The sequence below is a fragment of the Alphaproteobacteria bacterium LSUCC0396 genome, from assembly GCA_041228345.1.
In the GTDB taxonomy this organism is placed as follows: domain Bacteria; phylum Pseudomonadota; class Alphaproteobacteria; order Puniceispirillales; family Puniceispirillaceae; genus UBA3439.
Window position 1 is genome coordinate 1,217,206 of the sequence record CP166131.1, and the last position, 20,675, is coordinate 1,237,880.

At 52.6% G+C, this 20,675-nt stretch carries 17 protein-coding genes; 16 read left to right on the top strand and 1 reads right to left on the bottom strand.

Going from position 1 to position 20,675, the window contains the following annotated elements:
- Positions 1-63: 63 nt before the first annotated feature.
- The 13 genes from AB8881_05895 to AB8881_05955 all read left to right on the top strand — a co-directional run bounded on the left by AB8881_05895 (position 64) and on the right by AB8881_05955 (position 17,323).
- Positions 64-1,002 (top strand): NAD(P)H-dependent flavin oxidoreductase, encoded by a 939-nt coding sequence (locus tag AB8881_05895; protein ID XDZ64412.1) that lies wholly within the window; start codon positions 64-66, stop codon positions 1,000-1,002.
- A gap of 10 nt (positions 1,003-1,012) precedes the next feature.
- Positions 1,013-2,221, top strand: coding sequence for an acetyl-CoA C-acyltransferase (locus AB8881_05900; protein ID XDZ64413.1), 1,209 nt, complete (start codon positions 1,013-1,015; stop codon positions 2,219-2,221).
- Complete coding sequence (locus AB8881_05905; GenBank protein ID XDZ64414.1) at positions 2,218-4,341, top strand: acetate--CoA ligase family protein; 2,124 nt, start codon at positions 2,218-2,220, stop codon at positions 4,339-4,341. Before AB8881_05900 ends, AB8881_05905 begins: the two co-directional genes overlap by 4 nt.
- Positions 4,342-5,424, top strand: coding sequence for an NAD(P)H-dependent flavin oxidoreductase (locus AB8881_05910; GenBank protein ID XDZ64415.1), 1,083 nt, complete (start codon positions 4,342-4,344; stop codon positions 5,422-5,424).
- Between the two features lie 19 nt (positions 5,425-5,443).
- On the top strand, positions 5,444-6,634 hold the full coding sequence (locus AB8881_05915; GenBank protein ID XDZ64416.1) for an acyl-CoA dehydrogenase family protein: 1,191 nt from the start codon (positions 5,444-5,446) through the stop codon (positions 6,632-6,634).
- Positions 6,635-6,643: 9 nt separating this feature from the next.
- A complete protein-coding gene (locus AB8881_05920; GenBank protein XDZ64417.1) occupies positions 6,644-7,768 on the top strand; it encodes an acyl-CoA dehydrogenase family protein in 1,125 nt (374 codons plus the stop codon).
- Complete coding sequence (locus tag AB8881_05925) at positions 7,765-8,556, top strand: enoyl-CoA hydratase/isomerase family protein (protein ID XDZ64418.1); 792 nt, start codon at positions 7,765-7,767, stop codon at positions 8,554-8,556. The genes AB8881_05920 and AB8881_05925 overlap by 4 nt, the downstream gene beginning before the upstream one ends.
- Positions 8,556-10,628 (top strand): 3-hydroxyacyl-CoA dehydrogenase NAD-binding domain-containing protein, encoded by a 2,073-nt coding sequence (locus AB8881_05930; GenBank protein ID XDZ64419.1) that lies wholly within the window; start codon positions 8,556-8,558, stop codon positions 10,626-10,628. Before AB8881_05925 ends, AB8881_05930 begins: the two co-directional genes overlap by 1 nt.
- A 74-nt stretch (positions 10,629-10,702) precedes the next feature.
- Positions 10,703-11,746 (top strand): TAXI family TRAP transporter solute-binding subunit, encoded by a 1,044-nt coding sequence (locus tag AB8881_05935; protein ID XDZ64420.1) that lies wholly within the window; start codon positions 10,703-10,705, stop codon positions 11,744-11,746.
- 37 nt (positions 11,747-11,783) lie between these two features.
- Complete coding sequence (locus AB8881_05940) at positions 11,784-13,712, top strand: TRAP transporter permease (protein ID XDZ64421.1); 1,929 nt, start codon at positions 11,784-11,786, stop codon at positions 13,710-13,712.
- Complete coding sequence (locus AB8881_05945) at positions 13,709-14,959, top strand: acyl-CoA dehydrogenase family protein (protein ID XDZ64422.1); 1,251 nt, start codon at positions 13,709-13,711, stop codon at positions 14,957-14,959. The genes AB8881_05940 and AB8881_05945 overlap by 4 nt, the downstream gene beginning before the upstream one ends.
- A gap of 49 nt (positions 14,960-15,008) precedes the next feature.
- A complete protein-coding gene (locus AB8881_05950; GenBank protein ID XDZ64423.1) occupies positions 15,009-15,767 on the top strand; it encodes a GntR family transcriptional regulator in 759 nt (252 codons plus the stop codon).
- A 380-nt stretch (positions 15,768-16,147) separates the two neighbouring features.
- Positions 16,148-17,323 carry an acyl-CoA dehydrogenase family protein gene (locus AB8881_05955; GenBank protein ID XDZ64424.1) on the top strand — a complete coding sequence of 392 codons (1,176 nt, stop codon included), beginning with the start codon at positions 16,148-16,150 and terminating at the stop codon, positions 17,321-17,323.
- Positions 17,324-17,581: 258 nt separating this feature from the next.
- Here the strand turns inward: AB8881_05955 and AB8881_05960 are convergent, their stop codons facing one another.
- Positions 17,582-17,968, bottom strand: coding sequence for a nitroreductase family protein (locus AB8881_05960; protein XDZ64425.1), 387 nt, complete (start codon positions 17,966-17,968; stop codon positions 17,582-17,584).
- Positions 17,969-18,115: 147 nt separating this feature from the next.
- Here AB8881_05960 and AB8881_05965 point away from each other — a divergent pair, with 147 nt between their 5' ends.
- From AB8881_05965 to AB8881_05975, 3 genes are read left to right on the top strand one after another with little or no spacing between them, the layout of a single operon-like run.
- Positions 18,116-19,096, top strand: a complete 981-nt coding sequence (locus AB8881_05965; GenBank protein ID XDZ64426.1) for an oxaloacetate decarboxylase — start codon at positions 18,116-18,118, stop codon at positions 19,094-19,096.
- 57 nt (positions 19,097-19,153) lie between these two features.
- A complete protein-coding gene (locus tag AB8881_05970) occupies positions 19,154-20,149 on the top strand; it encodes a Bug family tripartite tricarboxylate transporter substrate binding protein (protein XDZ64427.1) in 996 nt (331 codons plus the stop codon).
- 58 nt (positions 20,150-20,207) lie between these two features.
- On the top strand, positions 20,208-20,675 hold the full coding sequence (locus AB8881_05975; protein ID XDZ64428.1) for a tripartite tricarboxylate transporter TctB family protein: 468 nt from the start codon (positions 20,208-20,210) through the stop codon (positions 20,673-20,675).

The following is a 20,675-nucleotide window of genomic DNA, read 5'->3' on the forward strand; positions in this document are numbered from 1 at the left end:
TTAGTAATATGGCAGACTATTATTGTAAACAGTTAACAGTTTACCTAATATGGAGATAATGGCGTGAAACCTCAGCCGCTTAAAAACCTCAGACTGCCAGTTATCGTCGCACCAATGTTCCTGAATTCATCGCCGGACCTAGTGGTGTCAGCAGCCAAGGCTGGTATTCTCGCAACCTTTCCTTCGCTCAACCCACGGGCGCCCGAAGAGCTAACAGATTGGCTGGACGAAATCGAATCCCGCTGCAATGAAGAGAATCAATCTCGTCATCGATACGGCGTCAATCTAATCGTTCATAAGACAAACGAGAAACTCGAAACCCACAAGAAAACAGTAGTAGATAAAAGGGTTCCGGTAGTCGTCACATCCCTTGGGGCCGCGAATGACGTTATCAGCGACATCCAATCCTACGGTGGGATCGTGTTGCATGACGTGATCAACCGCCGCCACGCTGAAAAAGCTATCGAAGCCGGTGTCGATGGTCTGGTTTTAGTATCTGCAGGGGCTGGAGGGCATGGCGGAACGCTAAATCCGCTGTCCTTCATTGCAGAAATTCGCGAAATTTTCGATGGGATCATCGTTTTGGCGGGTGGGATCAGTTGTGGGCGCGGTGTTGCCGCGGCGCGCGCAGCAGGGGCCGACTTCGCTTATATGGGAACGCGATTCATTGCGACGAACGAGGCAACCGCTGAAGCAGAGTACAAGCAGATGCTGATCGATAGTCGCGCAGCGGACGTCATCTACACCAACAGCGTTTCAGGTGTGAACGGCAATTTTCTGCGCCAGAGCATTGAGGCAAACAACATCGATCTAACCATAGCGCCGGATTACAAACCAGGCGCAATGCGCCAAAAAGACAAAAAATCCGCGGCGTGGAAGCGGGTCTGGAGCGGCGGCCATGGCGTTGGAACAATCCACAATGTCGTGTCGGTTGCGGATCTGGTGGATCAGTTGGAACATGAATTCGACGAGGCAATCGCAGACCTCTTAGTTAAAAAATAAGGTGTGTGGAATGAGCAAGTCCCAGAGCGTTGTTATTATTTCTGCGGCACGAACACCAATTGGGCGTTCATTTTCTGGCACTTTCAACAACACAGCTGGACCGACGCTTGCTGCGCTTAGCATTAGCGAGGCGGTAAAACGATCTGGTGTGGCGCTAGAAGACGTGGAGGATGTGGTTCTGGGCTGCGGCAACCCGATCAACACTTGTGGTCGTACGCTGGGGCGTACTGCTGCTTTGCGGGCCGGATTACCGGACTCGGTTCCCGGGCTGACAGTCAGCCGGGCCTGCGCGTCGGGGCTTCAAGCCATCGCGACCGGAGCCCATATGATTGCTCATGAAGGCGCAAGAGTGTTGGTTTGTGGCGGCATTGAAACAATAAGCCTGAATGCGAGTGCACGGGACAATCCAGATAGTTATGATCCCTGGCTGTACGAGAACCGGCCCGATCTGTATTCAACAATGTTGCAGACCGCCGAAAACGTTGCTGCACGGTATGGTATCGATCGTGAGGCCATGGATGCCTACGCGCTGCAGAGCGAAATCCGTGTAAAAGCGGCAAAAACCGCGGGTCATTTTGACAAGGAAATCGTGCCGGTAACTGTGTCCAAGCTGGTCAAGAACGAGAGCGGTGGCGAAGATCCGATTACGGTCACCATACACCAAGATGAATGTAACCGCCCGCAGACAACCGCCAAAGGATTGGCTGGGCTCGTGCCAGTGCTAGGTCCAGATACCCGGATAACCGCCGGCAATTCTTGCAATCTTGCTGATGGCTCAGCAGCACTTGTGTTGATGAGCAGTGCTGCCGCTCAGCAGCATGGTCTGCGACCTTTAGCGGCGTTTCGGGGCTATGCGGTCGCAGGTTGCGCACCCGACGAAATGGGTATCGGCCCAATTTTCGCGGTTCCCAAACTGCTGGAACGGCATGGACTCTCTGTGAGTGATATTGATTTATGGGAACTGAACGAGGCCTTTGCCAGTCAGGTTCTTTATTGTCGCGACAGGTTGGAGATCGACAATGAAAAGCTGAATGTGAACGGCGGCTCAATTGCGCTTGGTCATCCGTTTGGCATGACCGGAGCCCGCCTGGTTTCACATCTCCTCTATGAAGGCCAACGACGCGGTGCCCGATTGGGCGTGGTCACTATGTGCATTGGTGGAGGCATGGGCGCGGCCGGGCTGTTTGAGATATTCGCAGGAGTCGAGTCTGTACAATGAGCAATCGAGATAATCACATAACCGGCGTTACCGAGATGTTTGGGGCCCGAAACATAGCAGTCATTGGTGCTTCGGATGATATCAGCAAAATTGCAGGGCGACCCTACCATTTCCTGAAAACCCGAGGTTTCAACGGCAATTTATACGCTGTGAACCCGCGCCGGGAGACCGTTCAGGGCGATATCTCCTACCCCAGCCTTGCCGCGGTCGGGCAGCCGATCGACCTGGCTATTGTAGCAGTGCCGGCGTCATTTGTGCTGCAGGCCGTCACCGATTGTGTTGCTCAAGGTGTGCGGTCCGCGGTGATATTTGCTGGCGGAATGGCGGAAGCCGGTGCCAAGGGGCGTGAGGTTGAGGATGAAATCCGTCGCACCGCCAAAGCTGGGGGCCTGCGTCTTCTGGGCCCTAACTGCATGGGCCTGATGAATTTGCGTGACAACCTTTACGCGAGTTTCAGCAACACGATTCCAGATATTCCACCTTTGCAGGAGGACGGTGGGCTTGCGGTCGTATCGCAGAGCGGGGCCCTGGGAAATTTCATGCTAACCCGGGCGATAGACGCCGGAATCCAGGTGGAGAAGTGGATTGCAACCGGCAACGAATCCGATGTCGAATTTGCCGAAGCCATCGAAGCTGTGGCTACCGACCCGCGCGTGCGCGGCATCCTGGCCTATTTGGAGGGCGCACGCAACGGTGAACGGTTGATATCCGCATTTAAAACCGCCCGTGACAACAAGGTCCCAGTCGCGCTGATAAAGGTCGGGGCGACCGAAGAGGGTGCCAAAGCGGTCAAGTCCCATACTGATGCCATTGTTGGTGATGACGGGCTCTATGATGCACTGTTCCGGCGATACGGGGTGCAGCGCGTGCACACCATCGACGATCTGCTGGAGCTTGGCCGGATCTTCTCCAGCGGTGTGCGCGCCAGCGGCGACAGGCTGTTGCTGACCTCGATTTCGGGCGGTGTTGGGATTATCATGGCTGAGGCAGCGGTCAAAGCCGGACTCACCCTGCCGAGTCTCAGCGATGAGGCAAAGGCGAGTTTGAAGGAAAAGCTGCCATTCATGTCGGCTAACAATCCCCTTGACGTCACTGGTCAGGCCTCTCAGGATTTTCAGTTGTTGACTGATGCCATCGAAATTGGCGCCGCTGACGTCAAAGCAGACGTTGTCATCAATTTCCTTGGCCGCATGGCTCGGAACGAAACAGTGATCGATGGCTATCTTTCCACACTTGACGAACTTATGACCCGATTTCCCGAATCACGGTTTCTGACCGTGGGCATGTTTGGCAAAGATGCCAAAACTCAGTTCCGCAATCGGGGCTATCTTGCGTTCACCGATCCGACCCGCGCAGTTGAGAGTGCTCAGACATTAGTGAAACTGCACCGATCATTCTCCGCGCCTCGACCCGCTCCGATTGATTTGGAGAAGTTTCGTAGTCCGCGCCCCGAGGCAACACCAGATGAGCAGGAATGCTATGCTTTGCTCAACAAGATCGGCATTTCTGTGCCGAAGCACCTGGCAGTCAAAGACCAGAACAAGGCTGAAACAGCACTTGGAGTGTTGAAAGCGCCGTTGGTGATGAAGGTACTTTCTCGAGATATCGCCCACAAATCTGAGGTTGGCGGTGTCCGTCTGGGGCTGGAGAGTGCCAAAGAAACGGGATCAGCAATGCAGTCCATGCTGGCTGATGTATCTGGCGCAATGCCAGAGGCAGATATCCGCGGAGTTTTGTTGATGGAAACTGAGCGCGACTTCACCGAAGTCGTGATCGGTGCCAAGGTCGATCCGCAGCTTGGCACATCGATCATGGTCGGGCTGGGGGGCATATTTGTTGAGATTCTTGCGGATGTGTCCGTTAGCACTGCGCCGGTAACGGCCTCAGAGGTCCACGAGATGCTGAAGGAACTGCGGGGCTATCCGTTGCTTTTGGGTGCGCGGGGACAACCCCCTCGCGACATCAACGCAGTCGCCGAGGCAGCAGCCCGTTTGTCCTGCTTTGCCGCTGCAAACATTGACTGGCTTGCATCGATCGAAATCAACCCATTTGCTGTCGGTGTCCAGGGCCATGGCGGCAAGGCGCTGGACTGCTTCATTTGCATGAAGGAGGGTAAGTAGATGGTTAAAAGATACCAGGATTTCTGCGCAGAATTCGGCATTGATGTGCCGATATTCGGCTTCAGCCATTCGGTTGAAACCGTTGCGGCAATCACCAATGCCGGTGGATTTGGAGTCTATGGCGCGACGCGGCGGTTTGATCATGAAATCACTTCCGAACTTGCGCAGATACGCGATATGACGGGCGACAGGCCTTACGGTGTCGATCTGGTGATCCCGGCGCGCATCCCAGCCGAAAACAACCGCGCCGCAATGGAAAAAGACGTGCCACAAGAGCATCGTGACTTCATCAACGGTATGATCAGCAAATATGATGTACCGGAACCCTCAGGCCCGGGAAAACGCACCCGGTTCATCCGATCGCAGGAAATTATCAGCGCTCAGGTCGCGGCTGTCGAAAACTCCGACGTAAGCATTGTGGCGCTTGGCATCGGGTCGCCACCTGATGTGGTGGCGCGGATGAAAGGTGCAGGCAAGGTGACCGCCGCCCTGATTGGTCAAGAGCGTCATGCCGAAAAGGCACTAGCAGCTGGGGCCGACCTTCTCATTGCTCAGGGCTACGACGCTGGCGGCCATACTGGCGTGGTCGGCACCTTCAGTCTGGTTCCCCGCATTGTCGACATGGCGGGCGACATCCCAGTTCTTGCGGCCGGCGGGGTCGCGACTGGTCGCCATATCGCCGCGTCGATGGCGATGGGCGCAGTTGGAGTCTGGCTCGGCACCGCGTTTCTGCTGACCGAAGAAAATGCTCCGCATATGTCAGAAAACCAGGCTCAAAGTCTGATTGATGCCGGCGCGATAGATACAGTGGTGACCCGTGCGGAAAGCGGCAAACCATTTCGCCAGACCCGATCGGCCTGGTCGGACGAATGGGCCGCGCCCAGTGCACCCAGACCACTGGATCACCCTTTACATGATGTGCTGGTCGGCGATGTTCTTGGAGCCATTCAGGAACATAACAACAAACCGCTTGCCCATTCCGGTGCCGGTCAAGGAGTTGGCTGGTTTGACCGGATCAGACCGACCGCCGATGTGATCAGCCAGCTTTGGGACGAAGCCAAAACGGTTATGGCGCAACTTTAACACTATGAAGGGCCAAGAGATGACCGAATTTACCAAAGAGGCCGAGGCATGGTTTCGCAAGGAAATTGCCGATTTTGTGGATCGGTCGCTGGACGAAGAAGGGCGTCGACAGGTTGAGCTTGGAAAATCCCTCAGCCGGAACGAATTTGTTGAATGGCAACGCAAGCTTGTAGCAATGGGTTGGGGGGCGCCGCATTGGCCCAAAGAATGGGGTGGTACAGACTGGTCACTGCGCCAAAGGTTTGTGTTTGACGAGGAAATGGCTTTGCAGGGTGCGCCGCACATGGTCGGTTTCAACACCCGTATGCTTGGGCCAATCCTGCTTACCTACGGGACCGATGCCCAAAAAGAACGGTTCCTGCCGCGGGCTTTAACATTCAAGGATTGGTGGTGTCAGGGTTATTCCGAGCCTTCATCGGGGTCGGACCTTGCATCGCTGCAAACCCGTGCGGTACGGGAGGGAAACTCATATGTGGTCAATGGCTCGAAAATCTGGACGACTTATGGGCACTACGCCAACTGGATGTTCTGTTTGGTGCGTACCGACCCCAATGTCAAGAAACAGGAAGGAATATCCTTTCTACTGATCGACATGAACTCACCGGGGCTGTTGGTTCAGCCAGTCAAGCACTTTTATGGTCAGCATGTCTTTAATCAGATATTTTTTGATGACGTGCGTGTGCCCGCTGAAAACCTTGTCGGAAAGGAGAACGAAGGCTGGACCATTGCGAAAGCGCTGCTGGAGCATGAACGTCTCGCAACCTCGCGCCACTCTGAAGCCCGGCGCAAGCTGGGTCGCCTGATCCGGATGGCGAAGCAGACCCGCTATGATGACAAGACCATGCTCGAAGACAGTTATTTTCGCCAGCGTATTGCGCAATTGGCGATCAATGTTCGCGCTGTTGAATACTCAACAATGCGGGCACTGGAAAAATATATAGACGATGGCGAGGTCGGTTTTTTCGCCTCTTCACTGAAATTGTGCGGGGTTGCGGTGAACCAGTCGATTGACGAGGCGATCCTGGACCTCCTTGGGCCTGGTTCATTGCCAGCCGACAGCGCCTACAACGGCGACATACCTGTCACTGGTCTGGTTGCGGATGCACAATTCGCCACTGAGGCCCGTTATTACATGCGTGGTCCGGCAATTGCCGGCGGTTCCAACGAAGTGCAGCGCGCAATCATTTCCAAGCAAGTCCTGAAATTGTGAGGTCCACTCATGCTTTTTGCTGCAACTGAAGAACAAAGACTAATCGAAGATTCTCTTGAACGGATTATGAGCGATCAGTGGGATCGTTGCCAATCCGGAAAGATCACTTCAACCGAATTGGTGGAGCTTCCAGTCTGGAAATCACTCAAAGAGCTTGGCCTGATCTCTGCATGGCTGCCAGAGGATGCCGGGGGTGCTGGTAGTGGTGTGCGCGCTCTTCTGGTACTGGCCCGCGTGATTGGCCGTCACCTATTGCCCGCACCCTATCTGAGCAGCGCTGTTCTGTGTAGCGCGATCCTTTCGCGCCTGCCCGATGCTGAAATCCGCGAACTCCTCGAGAAAGTGGCCGCGGGCGACGCACGGTTGGCACTGGCCATCTATGAAGCCGGCCAACGCTATGACTTTCACGAACCGAAGACCGTGGCGCAGCACAATGATGGTGGCATTACCCTGTCCGGGTGCAAGACGTGGGTGCTGGAGGCTGCGCAGGCCGACATGCTGATCGTCTCGGCCAAGGGCCCTTACGGCACCAGTTTGTATCTGGTGCCAACCGACACCTCCGGCGTCACGCTTCAAGAATACGCAGCGGTAGATGGAACGCCAATGGCCAGCGTAGTTCTGGATAATGTCGCGATTTCATCTGAAGGGCAGATCGCCGACGCAACTCAATCCGACGCAGTTCTCGATTATGGGATAACGATGGTGGCGTTTGCAATATCCTCCGAGGTTCTGGGAGCTTGCGAGGCTGTGCACGAACAAACCCTGGACTACATGCGTATTCGAGAACAATTTGGTCGCCCGATCGCCAAATTTCAGGCGCTGCAATTTCGTATGGCAGATCTTCATGTCGAGATTGAGATGCTGCGCTCGCTTGTTCTTGGCGCGATGAATAGGCTAGAGGAGGGTAAAGGGTCTCAGGCTGGTGCCGATGTTGCCGCCGCTGCTGCGATGGCTGCGCGGGTCGGGGATCTTGTCGGGCGCGAAGCGATCCAGATGCACGGGGCAATAGGCATGACGGAGAGCCTCGGCATCGGTCGCTACCTCATGCGTATCAACACGATCTGCCGACTGTTTGGCGATCAACCCCACTTCCAGTCCCGTTATCTGGAGCTGACCGAAGGAGTGCTAAAATGACAGGTGTAGTGGAAGAACCAGTTCGACTGACGCGGGACGGCGCAGTTGCCATTACCACGATAGACGCATTGCACATGCGCAATGCGCTAGGAGCACCAGGAGTGCGCGAAGGGCTGAATACCGCTATTTCTAGCTTTGAAGCAGACCCGGGTCTGCGGGTGATGATACTCTATGGTGCCGGTGGCGTGTTTTCTGCCGGCGGCAACCTGAACGCCCTTAGAGAGCTACGCGACATTGATCAGATCCGAGCACGCCTGGTGACTGGCAGCAAGACAACGGGTTCTATCCTGACTTCGAGAAAGATTTACCTGGCGGCAGTCGAAGGGCCGGCATTCGGGGCTGGTATGGGCCTGGCCTTGTCCTGCGATCTAGTCATTGCATCGCAAACTGCCCGGTTTTGTGCCGCCCAGATCAAGGTTGGGGCATCGCCTGATGGATCCTTATTCTGGTCTTTGCCACGCCGGACCGGAAACGCTGTGGCCAAACGCATATTGCTGAGCGGAGACGAAATTTTAATGCCCGAAGCGCTTGAACTTGGGATCGCCGATTATGACGCTCCATCCAGCGAAGCACTTGAGAGGGCCCTTGTGGTTGCCCGCAAGTTGGCGCGGGGAGCGCCTCTGGCCCAGAGCACGGTCAAAGCTTTTTTTGCCGACAACATGGCAGGGCGCGACAGCATCCTCGACTGGGAACGGGAGTCTGCAGCGCAGAATTTTGTAACCAAGGATTTCCTAGAAGGCGCAAATGCGTTCCTGGAAAAACGCAAACCTCAATTTAAGGGAAAGTAATGTCTGGTCGCGTGCATATAACCAATGAAAAAGGCCTCAGGATCCTCTGGCTTGATCATCCTCCAGTCAACGCACTCTCCAGCGATCTGCGCTTGGGACTTCTTACAGCGATCACTGACGCTGCGAGCGATGACAGCGTAAAGGCGTTGGCCCTGATCGGGAAATCGGACAAGTTTTGTGCTGGGGCTGATATCAAGGCGTTTGGTGGTGGCCCACAACACCCACGCATTCCCGAACTCGCCGAAGCATTGGAAGGAATGGGCAAGCCCTCGGTCGCGCTCATTGATGGCTTCGCATTAGGCGGTGGATTAGAACTAGCGCTTGGCTGCACTGCAAGAATCGCAACACACCGAGCACGCATCGGGCTACCAGAAATCGAGATTGGCATCTTCCCCTCGGGCGGTGGGTTGCAACGCCTCCCGCGCCTGATCGAGTTTAACGCCGCCTTGGACCTTATCATCTCAGGCCGAAAAATCGGAGCAGCTGAGGCTGCGGAATTGGGAATTGTAGACCTTTGTGTAAAACCGGAAAACCTAATTACGACCGTTCATAAGGTTTTGGCCCGTGATGACATCACGTGCAGGCTTCCGGTAACCAGCACGTCAATTGCCGATACACCTTCCAACCGCGACGCTCTGGAAAATGCGCGCAAACGGTTTACCCGTAGCGGCCGAATTCTATCGTCGCAGCAGACCATCCTTGACCGCTTGGAGCAAAGCCTCGGTCAACCTTACGCGGTTGAAATCAAAGTGGATGCAGAGGTGTCCAGAGCGTTACTTCAATCTCCACAAAGCAAGGCCCTGCGTCATTTGTTTTCGGCTGAACGAAAGGCGGGACGATCGGCTGAAGATCTTCCTGCCGTTGATGTGCCACGCACAGTCGGAATTGCAGGCGGCGGAACTATGGGGGGCGGGATCGCTCTTGCAACCGCCCAAGCCGGGATCAGAGTGGCGCTGTTTGACCCAGACGAAGGCGCCAGGCAGCGATTGAAAAAAAGGATCTCTGCCTTCCGGGATGGTCAGTTGGCGAAAGGTCGCATAAGCGCAACCGAGGGCGACGCCTTTGTCAACCGGATTGCCATTGTGGATACTCTGGAGGGTCTGTGCGATGCTGAGCTGGTGATCGAAGCCGTTATCGAAGATCTGAGCGTAAAACAGGCTCTGTTTACCAGGCTGCAAGACATATGTGCGTTAGAATGCGTGTTTGCGTCAAATACCTCTTACCTGGATCTTGACGCGATGGCCGCTACCTTGTCCCGCCCGGAACGCCTAATTGGGCTGCATTTCTTCAGTCCGGCTGAGGTCATGCCGTTGCTGGAGATCGTGAAAGGTGGGCTATCGTCAGACTGGGCATTCGCGACAGGGGCTGCGTATTCGCGCAAACTTGGCAAACGTGGCGTGCTCATGTCCGCATGTCCCGGCTTTGCCGCAAACCGCAGCCGATTTCCGATGATGAACGAGGCGCGCCTGCTGCTGGAAGACGGCGCCAGCCCGGTGCAGGTTGACCGTGTTTTTCGTACATTCGGGTTTCCGATGGGGCCGTTTGAAACCAACGATCTCACTGGTCTTGATATTTTGGTTAAAGGGCATGCGTTCATTCCAGCTGAGCTTCGACCGGGCCGGCAGTCCGAGTTGCCGTTTGCGATGGTTGATGCCGGTCGGATAGGGCAAAAGGCCAACAAGGGATGGTACCGGTATGAAGAGGGTAACCGCAAGCCCATCGCAGACCCGGATCTGGAACAGCTTTTGAATGCGTTTCGTGAAGAGAAACGCATAATTCCCCGGAAATTCTCAGATGAAGAAGTCTTGCAGCGCTGTCTTTATGCCGCCGTCAATGAGGCTGGGCGCGTTGTGCTGGAGGGTGTCGTCACCCGTCCCGGAGATATGGATGTGATTTGGGTCAATGGCTTTGGTTTCCCAAGGGAAAAAGGTGGTATCCTGCATTGGTCTTACGGCATTGGCTTTGCGGAGATCGCAGAAATAATTGACCGCGACTTCAGGCCAGAAGATCCTGCCCGCTGGCCAGTCTGCGACTTCTCTTCTTTAGGGGAAATCATAGGGATTGTAAAATAAACTGTAAATTGTTAACGGTTTATGACTGGAAATTAGTGATAACTGTCAAATCAAAAACTGAGGAGGAACATAAAATGAAATTTACTAATCTTCTTAAGAGGCTTGGAATTGTCCTGGGCCTTGGCATTGGCACTACCTTATCACTGGGAAGTATTGCCAGTGCGGATACTTTCAGATCAGAAACGAATGTGGCCGGCTCCGGCGCTTATCTTGGCATGGTTGGGTTTGCAAGTGTCGTATCTAAATACGCTGGCCATAACCTGGAAGTCAAAGCGGATATTCCTGTTTCAAAATCTATGGTGGCTCTGGGTCGGGCCAAGGCTGACATAACGAATGTCGTGCTACCATTGGTGGGCGCGATGAAGAATGGTAAAGGCCCATACAAAAAATTGTCGAATTCTGCCGAAGTTGCTGAAGGTATTCGGATGATCCTAACCCACCCCTCCGGCACTTATCACATCGTCACATTCGACGGTAACGGCATTGAGTCCATGCAGGATATAAAAGGCAAAAAAGTTTATACCGGCCCCAAAAACGCGGCAATGTACCAGACTGGGCTAACGCTTATCAACGGTGAAACAGGATATAAACCAGGTGTCGATTTCGAGGTGCTTGATCTTGACATGAAGGGTGGAGAACAGGCGTTTCTGGATGGTCACGTTGATGTCTGGATCCGGCCAGCACCCCTAGGTGGCGCGTTGATTGAACAAGTAGGGGTTAGCCGAGGCGTCCGGTTCCTCGGGCTGACAGAAAAAGGTATGAAATCAGAAGGCGTATTAAATTTCACGAACGGGCCCGGTCGCACGGCCGATTTGATCCCAGTTGGAACATACACTGGTCAAGCCAACAAAGAACCGGTCAAAACCGTCGGCTTCTGGCTTGGGATAGGCGCCAACAAGAACGTGGATGCGGATGCAGTTTATGAAATGACCAAGGCGGTCTGGAACAATCTGGACGAGTACAAATCCGTCGCGAAAGCGTTTTTTGCTCCGATGACACAGAAAGGTCTTATTGATCATATGACCGCTCCTCTGCATCTGGGCGCCTACAGGTTCTACAAAGAGATGGGGCTAGATATCCCCGAGCGTCTTATTCCTCCCGAAGCCGCCACTAATTAAGCCGCGATAAGTTTGACGTCTTGGGGAGAATCTAGCGGTGACTGAGCAAAACGAATCAGAGAACAAAAACAACTGGTTAAACCAAACCATTGGGCTTCTCGGGGCGGCGGTCGCCGTTGCAGTGTCGTTGTCAGCCATCTACACTGCGGGTTTCGGCGCTTTGCCGCCCGATATTCATAGGACGGCCGCGGTTCTGATCTGCGCATTCGTGCTGGTCGCATCAAAGTATGGCTTGGCCCACATTCTAAAACCCCAAAGCCACGGGGGATTGTGGGCCTGCTGGATGACAGATGCTGTTATGATTGGCGCACTGGGGTTAGCCAGTTTCTGGTTCCACCGGGTCTTCCCGTTGATAGAAAACGAGTTCTATTCACCTCAGACGTTGGACATCCTCATAGGGTTTGCTGGTATCACTGCATTGCTGGAGGTTGGACGACGCGTGTGGGGATTGCCTTTGCTGATCGTGACCCTGGTGTTCATGTGCTACCTTCTGTTTGGCCACCTTTTGCCAACTTCTATTGGGCATTTTCAATTTTCGGGACAGCAGATCGTGGAAACGCTCTGGTTCGGATACGCTGGCATTTTCAGCACTATCATGGGAATTGTTTTAAACCTTGTCTTTGTCTTCGTGATCTTTGGCGTGCTGCTGGAGGCAACTGGAGCTGGGGATTCTCTTTTGAAAATCGCGCTTGCCGCCACCGGCAGGACCCGGGGCGGACCAGCGCATGGCGCCATTGTCGCAAGCGGCTTTTTCGGTATGATGTCCGGCAGCACTGTTGCCAATGTTGTCGGCACTGGCACATTTACCATCCCGATGATGAAAAAGCGCGGATTCAAGCCGGAATTCGCCGGTGGGATCGAAGCGACCGCCTCGTCAGGCGGCCAAATCGTGCCACCAATCATGGGGGCCGCAGCATTCGTGATGGCGGATCTGGTGGGGGTTCCCTACCTGATGATCGCGACAGCTGCGTTAGTACCGGCATTCCTATACTATTTCAATCTGTTCATGAGCGTGACTATCGAAGCACGAAAACAGGGCATCGAACCGCTTCCAAAAAGTGAACTGCCAACACTCACGAGGGTGGACTTTTACAAATCGTTCTCGTTCCTGCTGCCAATCTTTGCGGTCGTGTTGGTACTGCTCAGCGGTCGATCCCCCTCTTTTGCCGGGTTTTCCGCGGTTATAACTGTGCTGGTCACCGGATTGTTCAATCCAGAATTGCGGCGAGACCCAATGCGCCTAGTGCGAGGGTTGGTCAATGGCGGTATCAATGCAGCAAGCGTTCTGATCGCCATTGCAATGATCGGCATAATTATTGCGACCATGAACAGCACTGGAGCCGGGCTTAAATTCGCAAGCTACATCGAGTACCTGGGACAGGGGAAATTGTTTTTATCGCTGTTACTGGCCATGGTCGGTGCGCTTTTGCTGGGCATGGGCATGCCGACACTGCCGGCCTATTTGGTGATCATCCTGGTTCTGGGGCCAGCCATCGAACGCATGGGACTCTCAGCGCTGACGATCCATATGTTCGTGTTCTATTATGGCGTCGCCTCATCTATTACCCCACCTGTTGCGCTGGCGGCCTATGCTGCAGCGCCGATCGCAAAATCCGATCCGCTTCGGACGGGCATCATGGCGGTCCGACTAGGGGCTGCAAAATTCATAGTTCCCTTTATCTTTGCCTATAACCCGACAATACTCATGATTGAGGTCTTCGACCCACTCGAGTTCGCGGTAGTCATGCTGCGGACGCTGCTTGCGTTTTGGTTGTTTGCAACCGTGATGGCGGGCTTCCACCGGGCTCTACTGACGCGAGGTGAGGTAGCCGTCAGGACCGGTATCGCAATACTGCTATTGCTCAGCTACGCTTGGGCTCAGGTTGGGGGTTTGTTGTTGGCCGCAGTGGTCTTGGGCTTGCATTATTATCGGACGCAAAACCAAAAAGAGGGCAGTAAGGAATGACGACAACTCCAACGGTAGCAGACCGGCTTGTTGCTTTCATGGCGGATGAAATTTTCCCTCGCCATTTGGAAATGCAGGCCTTTATCGAGAACAACAAACCCGGCACACGGCCTAAATTCCTGGCGACACTTCAGGAAAAAGCGAGGCAACAGGGTCTCTGGAACTTGGGGCTGCCAGAACTGCCTGACAACGCCCCAGGTACGCGTCTGACCAATACGGAATTCGCCCCTATAGCGGAAACCCTCGGCCAGATCCACTGGGCGGCAGAGGTGTTCAACTGCCAGGCCCCGGATCTGCCGAATATGGAAATGCTGGTGAAAGTTGGAACAGCGGCGCAGAAGGAACGCTGGCTGTATCCAATGCTCGACGGCAAGATCAAATCTGGCTTCGCAATGACTGAGCCGAATGTTGCCTCATCGGACGCTTTGAACATCGCATGTAAGATCACAGAGGACGGTGACGATTTCGTGCTCAATGGACACAAATGGTTTGCTGGTAATGTTGGGCTGGATTGTTGGCAATTTATTATTGTCATCGGAAATAGCGATCCGCAGGCCGAACCCCATGCCCGACATTCTGCAATTATTGTCCCAGTCGCATCCAACGGCTTGGAGGTGGTCCGGCATGTGCCTGTTCTGGGCTTCCAACATCGGGCCAAACCCCATGGGGAGATCCGGCTGAACAATGTCAGAGTCCCCAGGGAAAACCTGCTGGGGGAACGTGGGAGAGGTTTTGCCGCAGCCCAAGTCCGGCTGGCCACCGCACGAATCCACCATTGCATGCGGTCGATTGGTGGTGCAGAACTGATGATTTCATTAATGGTTGAGCGCGCCAGAGCACGAAAAGCTTTTGGCAAGAAACTGTCAGAGCACGACAAGATAAGGGAGTTTATCGCGCTTTCCCGTGTGGAGGTCGATCAGGCCCGCCTTTTGACGCTGGCCGCAGCAGAGGCACTAGATGCTAAAGGTAGTAAGGGCGCACGTCGTGAGATATCAATGATCAAACTGGCGGTGGCCTCTGCCTGCTACAATGTGGCTGACCGCGCAGTTCAGGTCTTTGGGGCTATGGGATTGACAAACGACTCGCCTGTAGCTGACTATTTCGCGCAGATGCGTGCCCTGAGGATTTACGATGGCCCAGACGAGGTTCATGTCCATTCAATTGCGCGACATGAATTCAAACGCCAGCAAGAGCGCGAGGGCGCACCCCTTCTCAGATTGCTGTGCCGGGACCTTTCACTTCAATAATATAGGAAATGGGTATATTTTCAGACAAGACCCTTAAAAAACGCATCAGATGACACCTTCAGTTCTACAAGAAAAAAGTATTCTTTCGATTGGTTCCTCTACTACAACTGATCCGGCATTTCTGTCGATCTCAGAACAGATTGCAGTCCAATTGGCTAAGGACATATTATCAGGCAAACTGGCTGAAAACGACAAGCTTTCTGAACAAAAGCTTGCAGAGCGCTTTGGCACCAGTCGAGGGCCTATCCGAGACGGGATAAAAATTTTGGAGCAGAATGGTTTTGTAAGGTCCAAGCCCCGTCTCAGTGCACGGGTCAACTCAATCACGCGCCATGAGATCCAGCAGCTGTTTGATGTCCGCGCTCAAATTTTGGGATTGCTTGCTCGTTATGCGGCGCGAAATGCGACGCCAGATGATCTTATGGCACTGCGTAAAAATGTCGAGCACCTGCAGCAGATGAGGCTTGAAACATCTGGTGACGTTGGTGCCTTCTTCGTTCAATCCCACATGTGCTGGTCGTTGCTGCATAAAACCGCCAAGGCCCGCAGGATTTCCGCTATCGGATCTTATGTTATGGGATCAGCGATCTGGCAGTTGGCCTTTCGAGACAGCCTTCTGCAAAAGACCGACGACTACCCGGATGATAAGTTCCTTCATAATTGGTGTGAGTTGCTGACCGCAATCGAAAACGGCGATGAAGACAAGGCTGAAGAAAGCGCGCGTGCACTAGTTGGTGTCACATGGGGCATGATCAAAGACTCGCTGACCTACCGGGTGGTTTTTACGAATTCTGGTCCGGCACCCTAACCAGATTGACTAGAAAGCCCGCTTGTCCACGCACAGTTCGACGTTCGTTTGATTTTGCGCAACTACCAAATGCAGTAAATGGTGATCAACGAAAAAAAATCTGGCTGGGTTAAAGTTGAGATGAGTATTCACATCGGCACCGATGCACTTTCGGAGGCGGGTTCAAAGCATCCATGTGCTGATATTCCGAGTCGACACTTCCTCAGGCGTGCTGTCGGCCGGGGTCACCATCTGAGCCCTCTTTGTAATGTCCAGTATCGTCGCGATGGCAGTTTTTGACTTTGGGATCCTGTTGCCAAACTTTGCGCGAAACCGGCGGTTGGAAATTTAATAAACCTAAAAATGAAGCGATGGGCATAAGGTTGCCGGAGGAGAAAAAAATGATCGAACAAGACACTCAATTCAATCAATATCTGTCTGAACTGCGTCAGTGGGTCCGAGAGGTCGCAATTCCCGCCGAAGAACAGGTTGAAGCTGAAAATTGCGTGCCAGAGAAGATCGTTGAAGACATGCGGGCGCGGGGATATTTCGGCTGGAGCATTCCCGTCGAATTCGGCGGCGCCGGTTTTACGATGGAGCAACTGGCGCTGGCTGGGATAGAAATTGCGCAATGCTCGACTGCGTTCCGCGCCCGCTCGGGGACTAACACAGGTATCGGCTCGGAAGGGCTGGTTCAGGACGGGACCGACGCGCAGAAGAAAAAATATCTGCCAAAACTGGCCAGCGGTGCTCTAACTGGCTGTTTTGCGCTGAGCGAGCCTGACGCCGGTTCAGATGCGACAGCAGTTGCAACGACCGCACATCGTGATGGGGACCATTATGTTCTGAACGGAACCAAGGTGTTTATCACCAATGCACCAATAGCGGATTTGTTCACTGTCATTGCCAGGACTGATCCCAGCCAACCCGGCTCGCGCGGTCTAAGCGCTTTTCTGGTTGAACGCGGCTCAGTTGGCCTGATGGCTGGTGAGCCCTATCAAAAAATGGGACAGGCTGGGTCCCCGGTATCCGAAGTTTACATGAGCGACTGCCGCGTGCCGGCTGAAAACCTGATTGGAGGGGTAGAAGGTCAGGGGTTTGCTACGATGATGAAAACGCTGAACAAGCAACGCATCAATCTTGCGTCACTGTGCACTGGCTCGGCTATCCGGATGTTAGATGAGGCAGTTGCCCACAGCCTTTCGCGACATCAGTTTGGTAAACCAATTGGGGATTTCCAGCTTGTGCAAGCGATGATCGCAGATTGTCAGACGGAAATCCACGCCGCGCGGGCGCTTATCCTCGAAACCGCGCGAAAACGCGACGCAGGCGCTGATGTCACAATGCAGGCTTCGATTTGCAAATATTTTGCGTCCGAGGCCTGCGGGCGCGTTGCCGATAGGGCTGTGCAGATATTCGGTGGCTCTGGCTATGTTGCGGGTTATAGTTGTATCGAAAGACTTTATCGGGATGCACGCTTGTTCCGCCTCTACGAGGGTACCAGCCAGATGCACCAAATAACCATCGCAAAACGCACATTACGCGCAGCGACTGAAGCAAACGCTAAATCAAAGTGAATGTTATTTGCAGTGATTCAGGTGTGGTTGAACTATGCTGGGAAAACATAGCCTCTCAACCGCTAACGCATATGATACTGAACCACTAGAAGATGCTTTGGAAGGCGCTTGCAGTGGCAATATCAAAATCACTCAACGCCTTGAACTAAGGCGGCTAACAACATCTCTCTGGTATGATACGGAGATGAATAAACAGGGTACAATTCAGCAAAATCACAATGAGCCACTCAAAGCATTAACAAACATCAAAGCCAATCTTCAGCGCCGTAAAAAGACTTCAGATATAATGACTAGCTCGAGGTTGATGGAAGTGCCCGAACCTGCCCGTACGATCCCAAGAACGCGGTAAATATCCTCGCTAATTGCAAAGCGCCGCGCATCAAATTCGGTTTTAAGCGGTTTTGGATAGACCAAATATTCAGGCGTCGACAGTGGCTGATTTTGGTCAATAGCCTCACGGGTATTGGCCTTCAGGCTAGCCAGCGCGTCCCCCTTCAATACAAATAGCTGCCACGGCTGCAAATTACCATTTGACGGTGCGCGGGACGCCTGTTGAATAATGCTCCGCAACAATTGAATATCAACTGGTCGGTCCAGGAAAGAGCGGCAGGATTTGCGGTGCTGTAAGGCGTGTTCGACCGTCATTTTTAACCCCACTCTTCCTTTCTGTTTGGCCTTATCATCAAACAACCGCGCTGCTTGTCAACATGCCATATTATGATCATCTTGGTGTCAATCAATCGTCCCAAGCGCGGTAGCAATATTATGCAGAAAACTGACGGCTAAAATTGTTTGCTTGCAACAAGTTTAAAATTAGATACCATTTTGAAGCTTAATTTAATTAAAACAAATTTTGATTTTAGAGAAAGCAACGGGGGAGTGACTTTGAGACTTACAACAAAGCTCAAAAATCGGCTTCAGCAGCCCAGCTTAATTATGGCGCCCGGTGTTGTAGATGCAATGAATGCGCGATTAGTTGCGGAAGCTGGTTTTGAAGCTATTTACATGACAGGGGCCGGCACAACCGCTGCCAGGCTTGGCATGCCCGACGTTGGGCTCTTGAGTGTTGTTGAAATGGCTGACAATGCTGGTCGAATTGCAGATGCGTCAGGGTTGCCTCTTATTTCAGATGCTGATACCGGCTATGGCAGTCCCGTAAATGTATTTAGAACAGTATCTTTGTTTGAAAAAGCCGGCGTTGCCGGTATTCACATTGAAGACCAAAATTGGCCCAAGCGGTGCGGACACCTTGCTGGCAAAACACTCATCCCCGCAAATGAAATGGCTGCAAAAATCAATGCTGCTTGCGACGCGAGAAAAGATAGCGATTTCACTATCATCGCGAGAACTGATGCATTGGCTTTACATGGATTAAATGCTGCATTGGACCGTGCAAAGCTTTACGAGGAGGCGGGTGCTGACGTGATATTTGTTGAGTCCCCTCAAACAGAAGAGGAAATATCCACAATTCCAAAAAGTTTATCGGCCCCCACACTTTTTAATATGGCATCTAGCGGAAAAACCCCCTTTCTATCACGAGATGAAATACAGAATTACGGCTATAAACTTGCAATTTATCCGAACTTTGCAATGCTTGCCGCAATTCCAGCCGTTAGAAATTATCTATCACAGCTGCGTGAAACGGGCACTGTTTCGCACATGGTAGAAAACATGGCCTCTTTCCAAGACTTATTTAACCTGCTCGGAATGGAGGATGTCAAAGCCATGGAGGAGCGATATTCAGTTGATGATAAAGCGCGAGTTGGGTTTTAGGTTACGGTCTTATTTCCACCCAACCAAAAGCTCAAAGTCTAAAAATAGGAGGATAAAGTGAATAAATTGAAGCTCTTTGCTGTAAGCCTACTAAGTTTTTTACTGGCATGGGGGCCTGCTATTGCTGACAGCTGGCCGTCCAAAAATGACAAAATAACGATTGTTGTTCCATTTAAGGCCGGAGGAAGCACGGATAGGCTCGGCCGCAGCATCGCTCAACACCTATCCAAACACATGAATGACGCAGCAGTAACGGTTGTTAACAAACCAGGAGCCTCAGGTGCTGTTGGCGCCGCTTGGTTTTTGCAGCAACCAGCTGACGGCTCAACATTCCTTGTAACGCATGCTGTTCCATACCTAGCAAACAACGTTATGCTCTCGAACCTTTCATTAGAGTGGTCAGACTTTAATTTTATAAACGTCCAATGGCCGCAAACCTCACTTCTTTTCGTGAACAAAAATGAGCCTTACAAAACTGCGAAAGAACTATTTGAAACCATTCGCAACGAACCTGGAAAAATTTCAGCCTCCATTCTTCAAGGAAGTGGAGCGCACCTGCAGTTGCTGTTAATTCTAGACGCTCTTAACATTCCTCGCTCCAACATCCGTTGGGTCACATATGAAGGTGGTGGGCCTCAGCGCTCTGCAGTAGCGGGCGGCAATGTCACATTCACACTCACGGCAGCTCGAGGATCAAAGGGAATCGCTGATAAAATTACCCCTTTAGCAATTAATTCTTCAGAGGGTCATAGCGCATTCCCTGGAGTGCCACACCTTAACACCGTGTTAAAAACTGAATACGGTGTAACTGTTCCGCCTGTAGCCAATACATATGCCACTTTTATCACCAGTGCTAAATTCGCTAAAGAATTTCCCAATCGGTACAAAACTGTCGTGAATGCGTATCAACAAATGGTTCAATCGGCAGAATACAAAGAGGCAGTTAAAAAAGGTTCTTTAGGAGCAGTATGGACAGGTCCGGAGCGTTCAAAGGAAATACTGGACGAGGGGTTTGCAACCATGTCGAAATACAAAGACACATTCGACAAATAAGCAGAGACAAGGCTCAGCATCATGCTGAGCCTTATGCCTTCAACTTGTGGACCAGAGGATGATTAAGAATTATCTGAAAAGGGTTGACACTGGTCACGCTTTGTTCGTGTCTTGTTTGATGGGATTCCATATATGGTTTTTGCTCGACGTAGTGTTTACCGCCTCCCGTATCGAGCACATCATGTTTGTCCTGCCACTTGTTGCAGCCGCGTGTGGTATTGGGATTTATATTTTAATCACAATAAATCGTGAAAAAGCGTCTACTGATCGGCGCGAAAATCATAAAAAAATTGATAGTCGCGTCCCTTTGATCATGATTGCATTATGCACCTACCTCTTGGGAATGGTGACTGTAGGGTTTGATCTTTCGACGTTTCTATTTCTGTCATGTTCTCTGTGGCTGATGGGGGAGCGAAGGGCATGGGTCATCTTTTCATACTCATTTGTACTAACTATCTTTTGCGTTTTTGGTTTGCGTGAAATGGTCTCACTACCCGTTCCAACCTTCTTTTTTTCGGACTTTTGA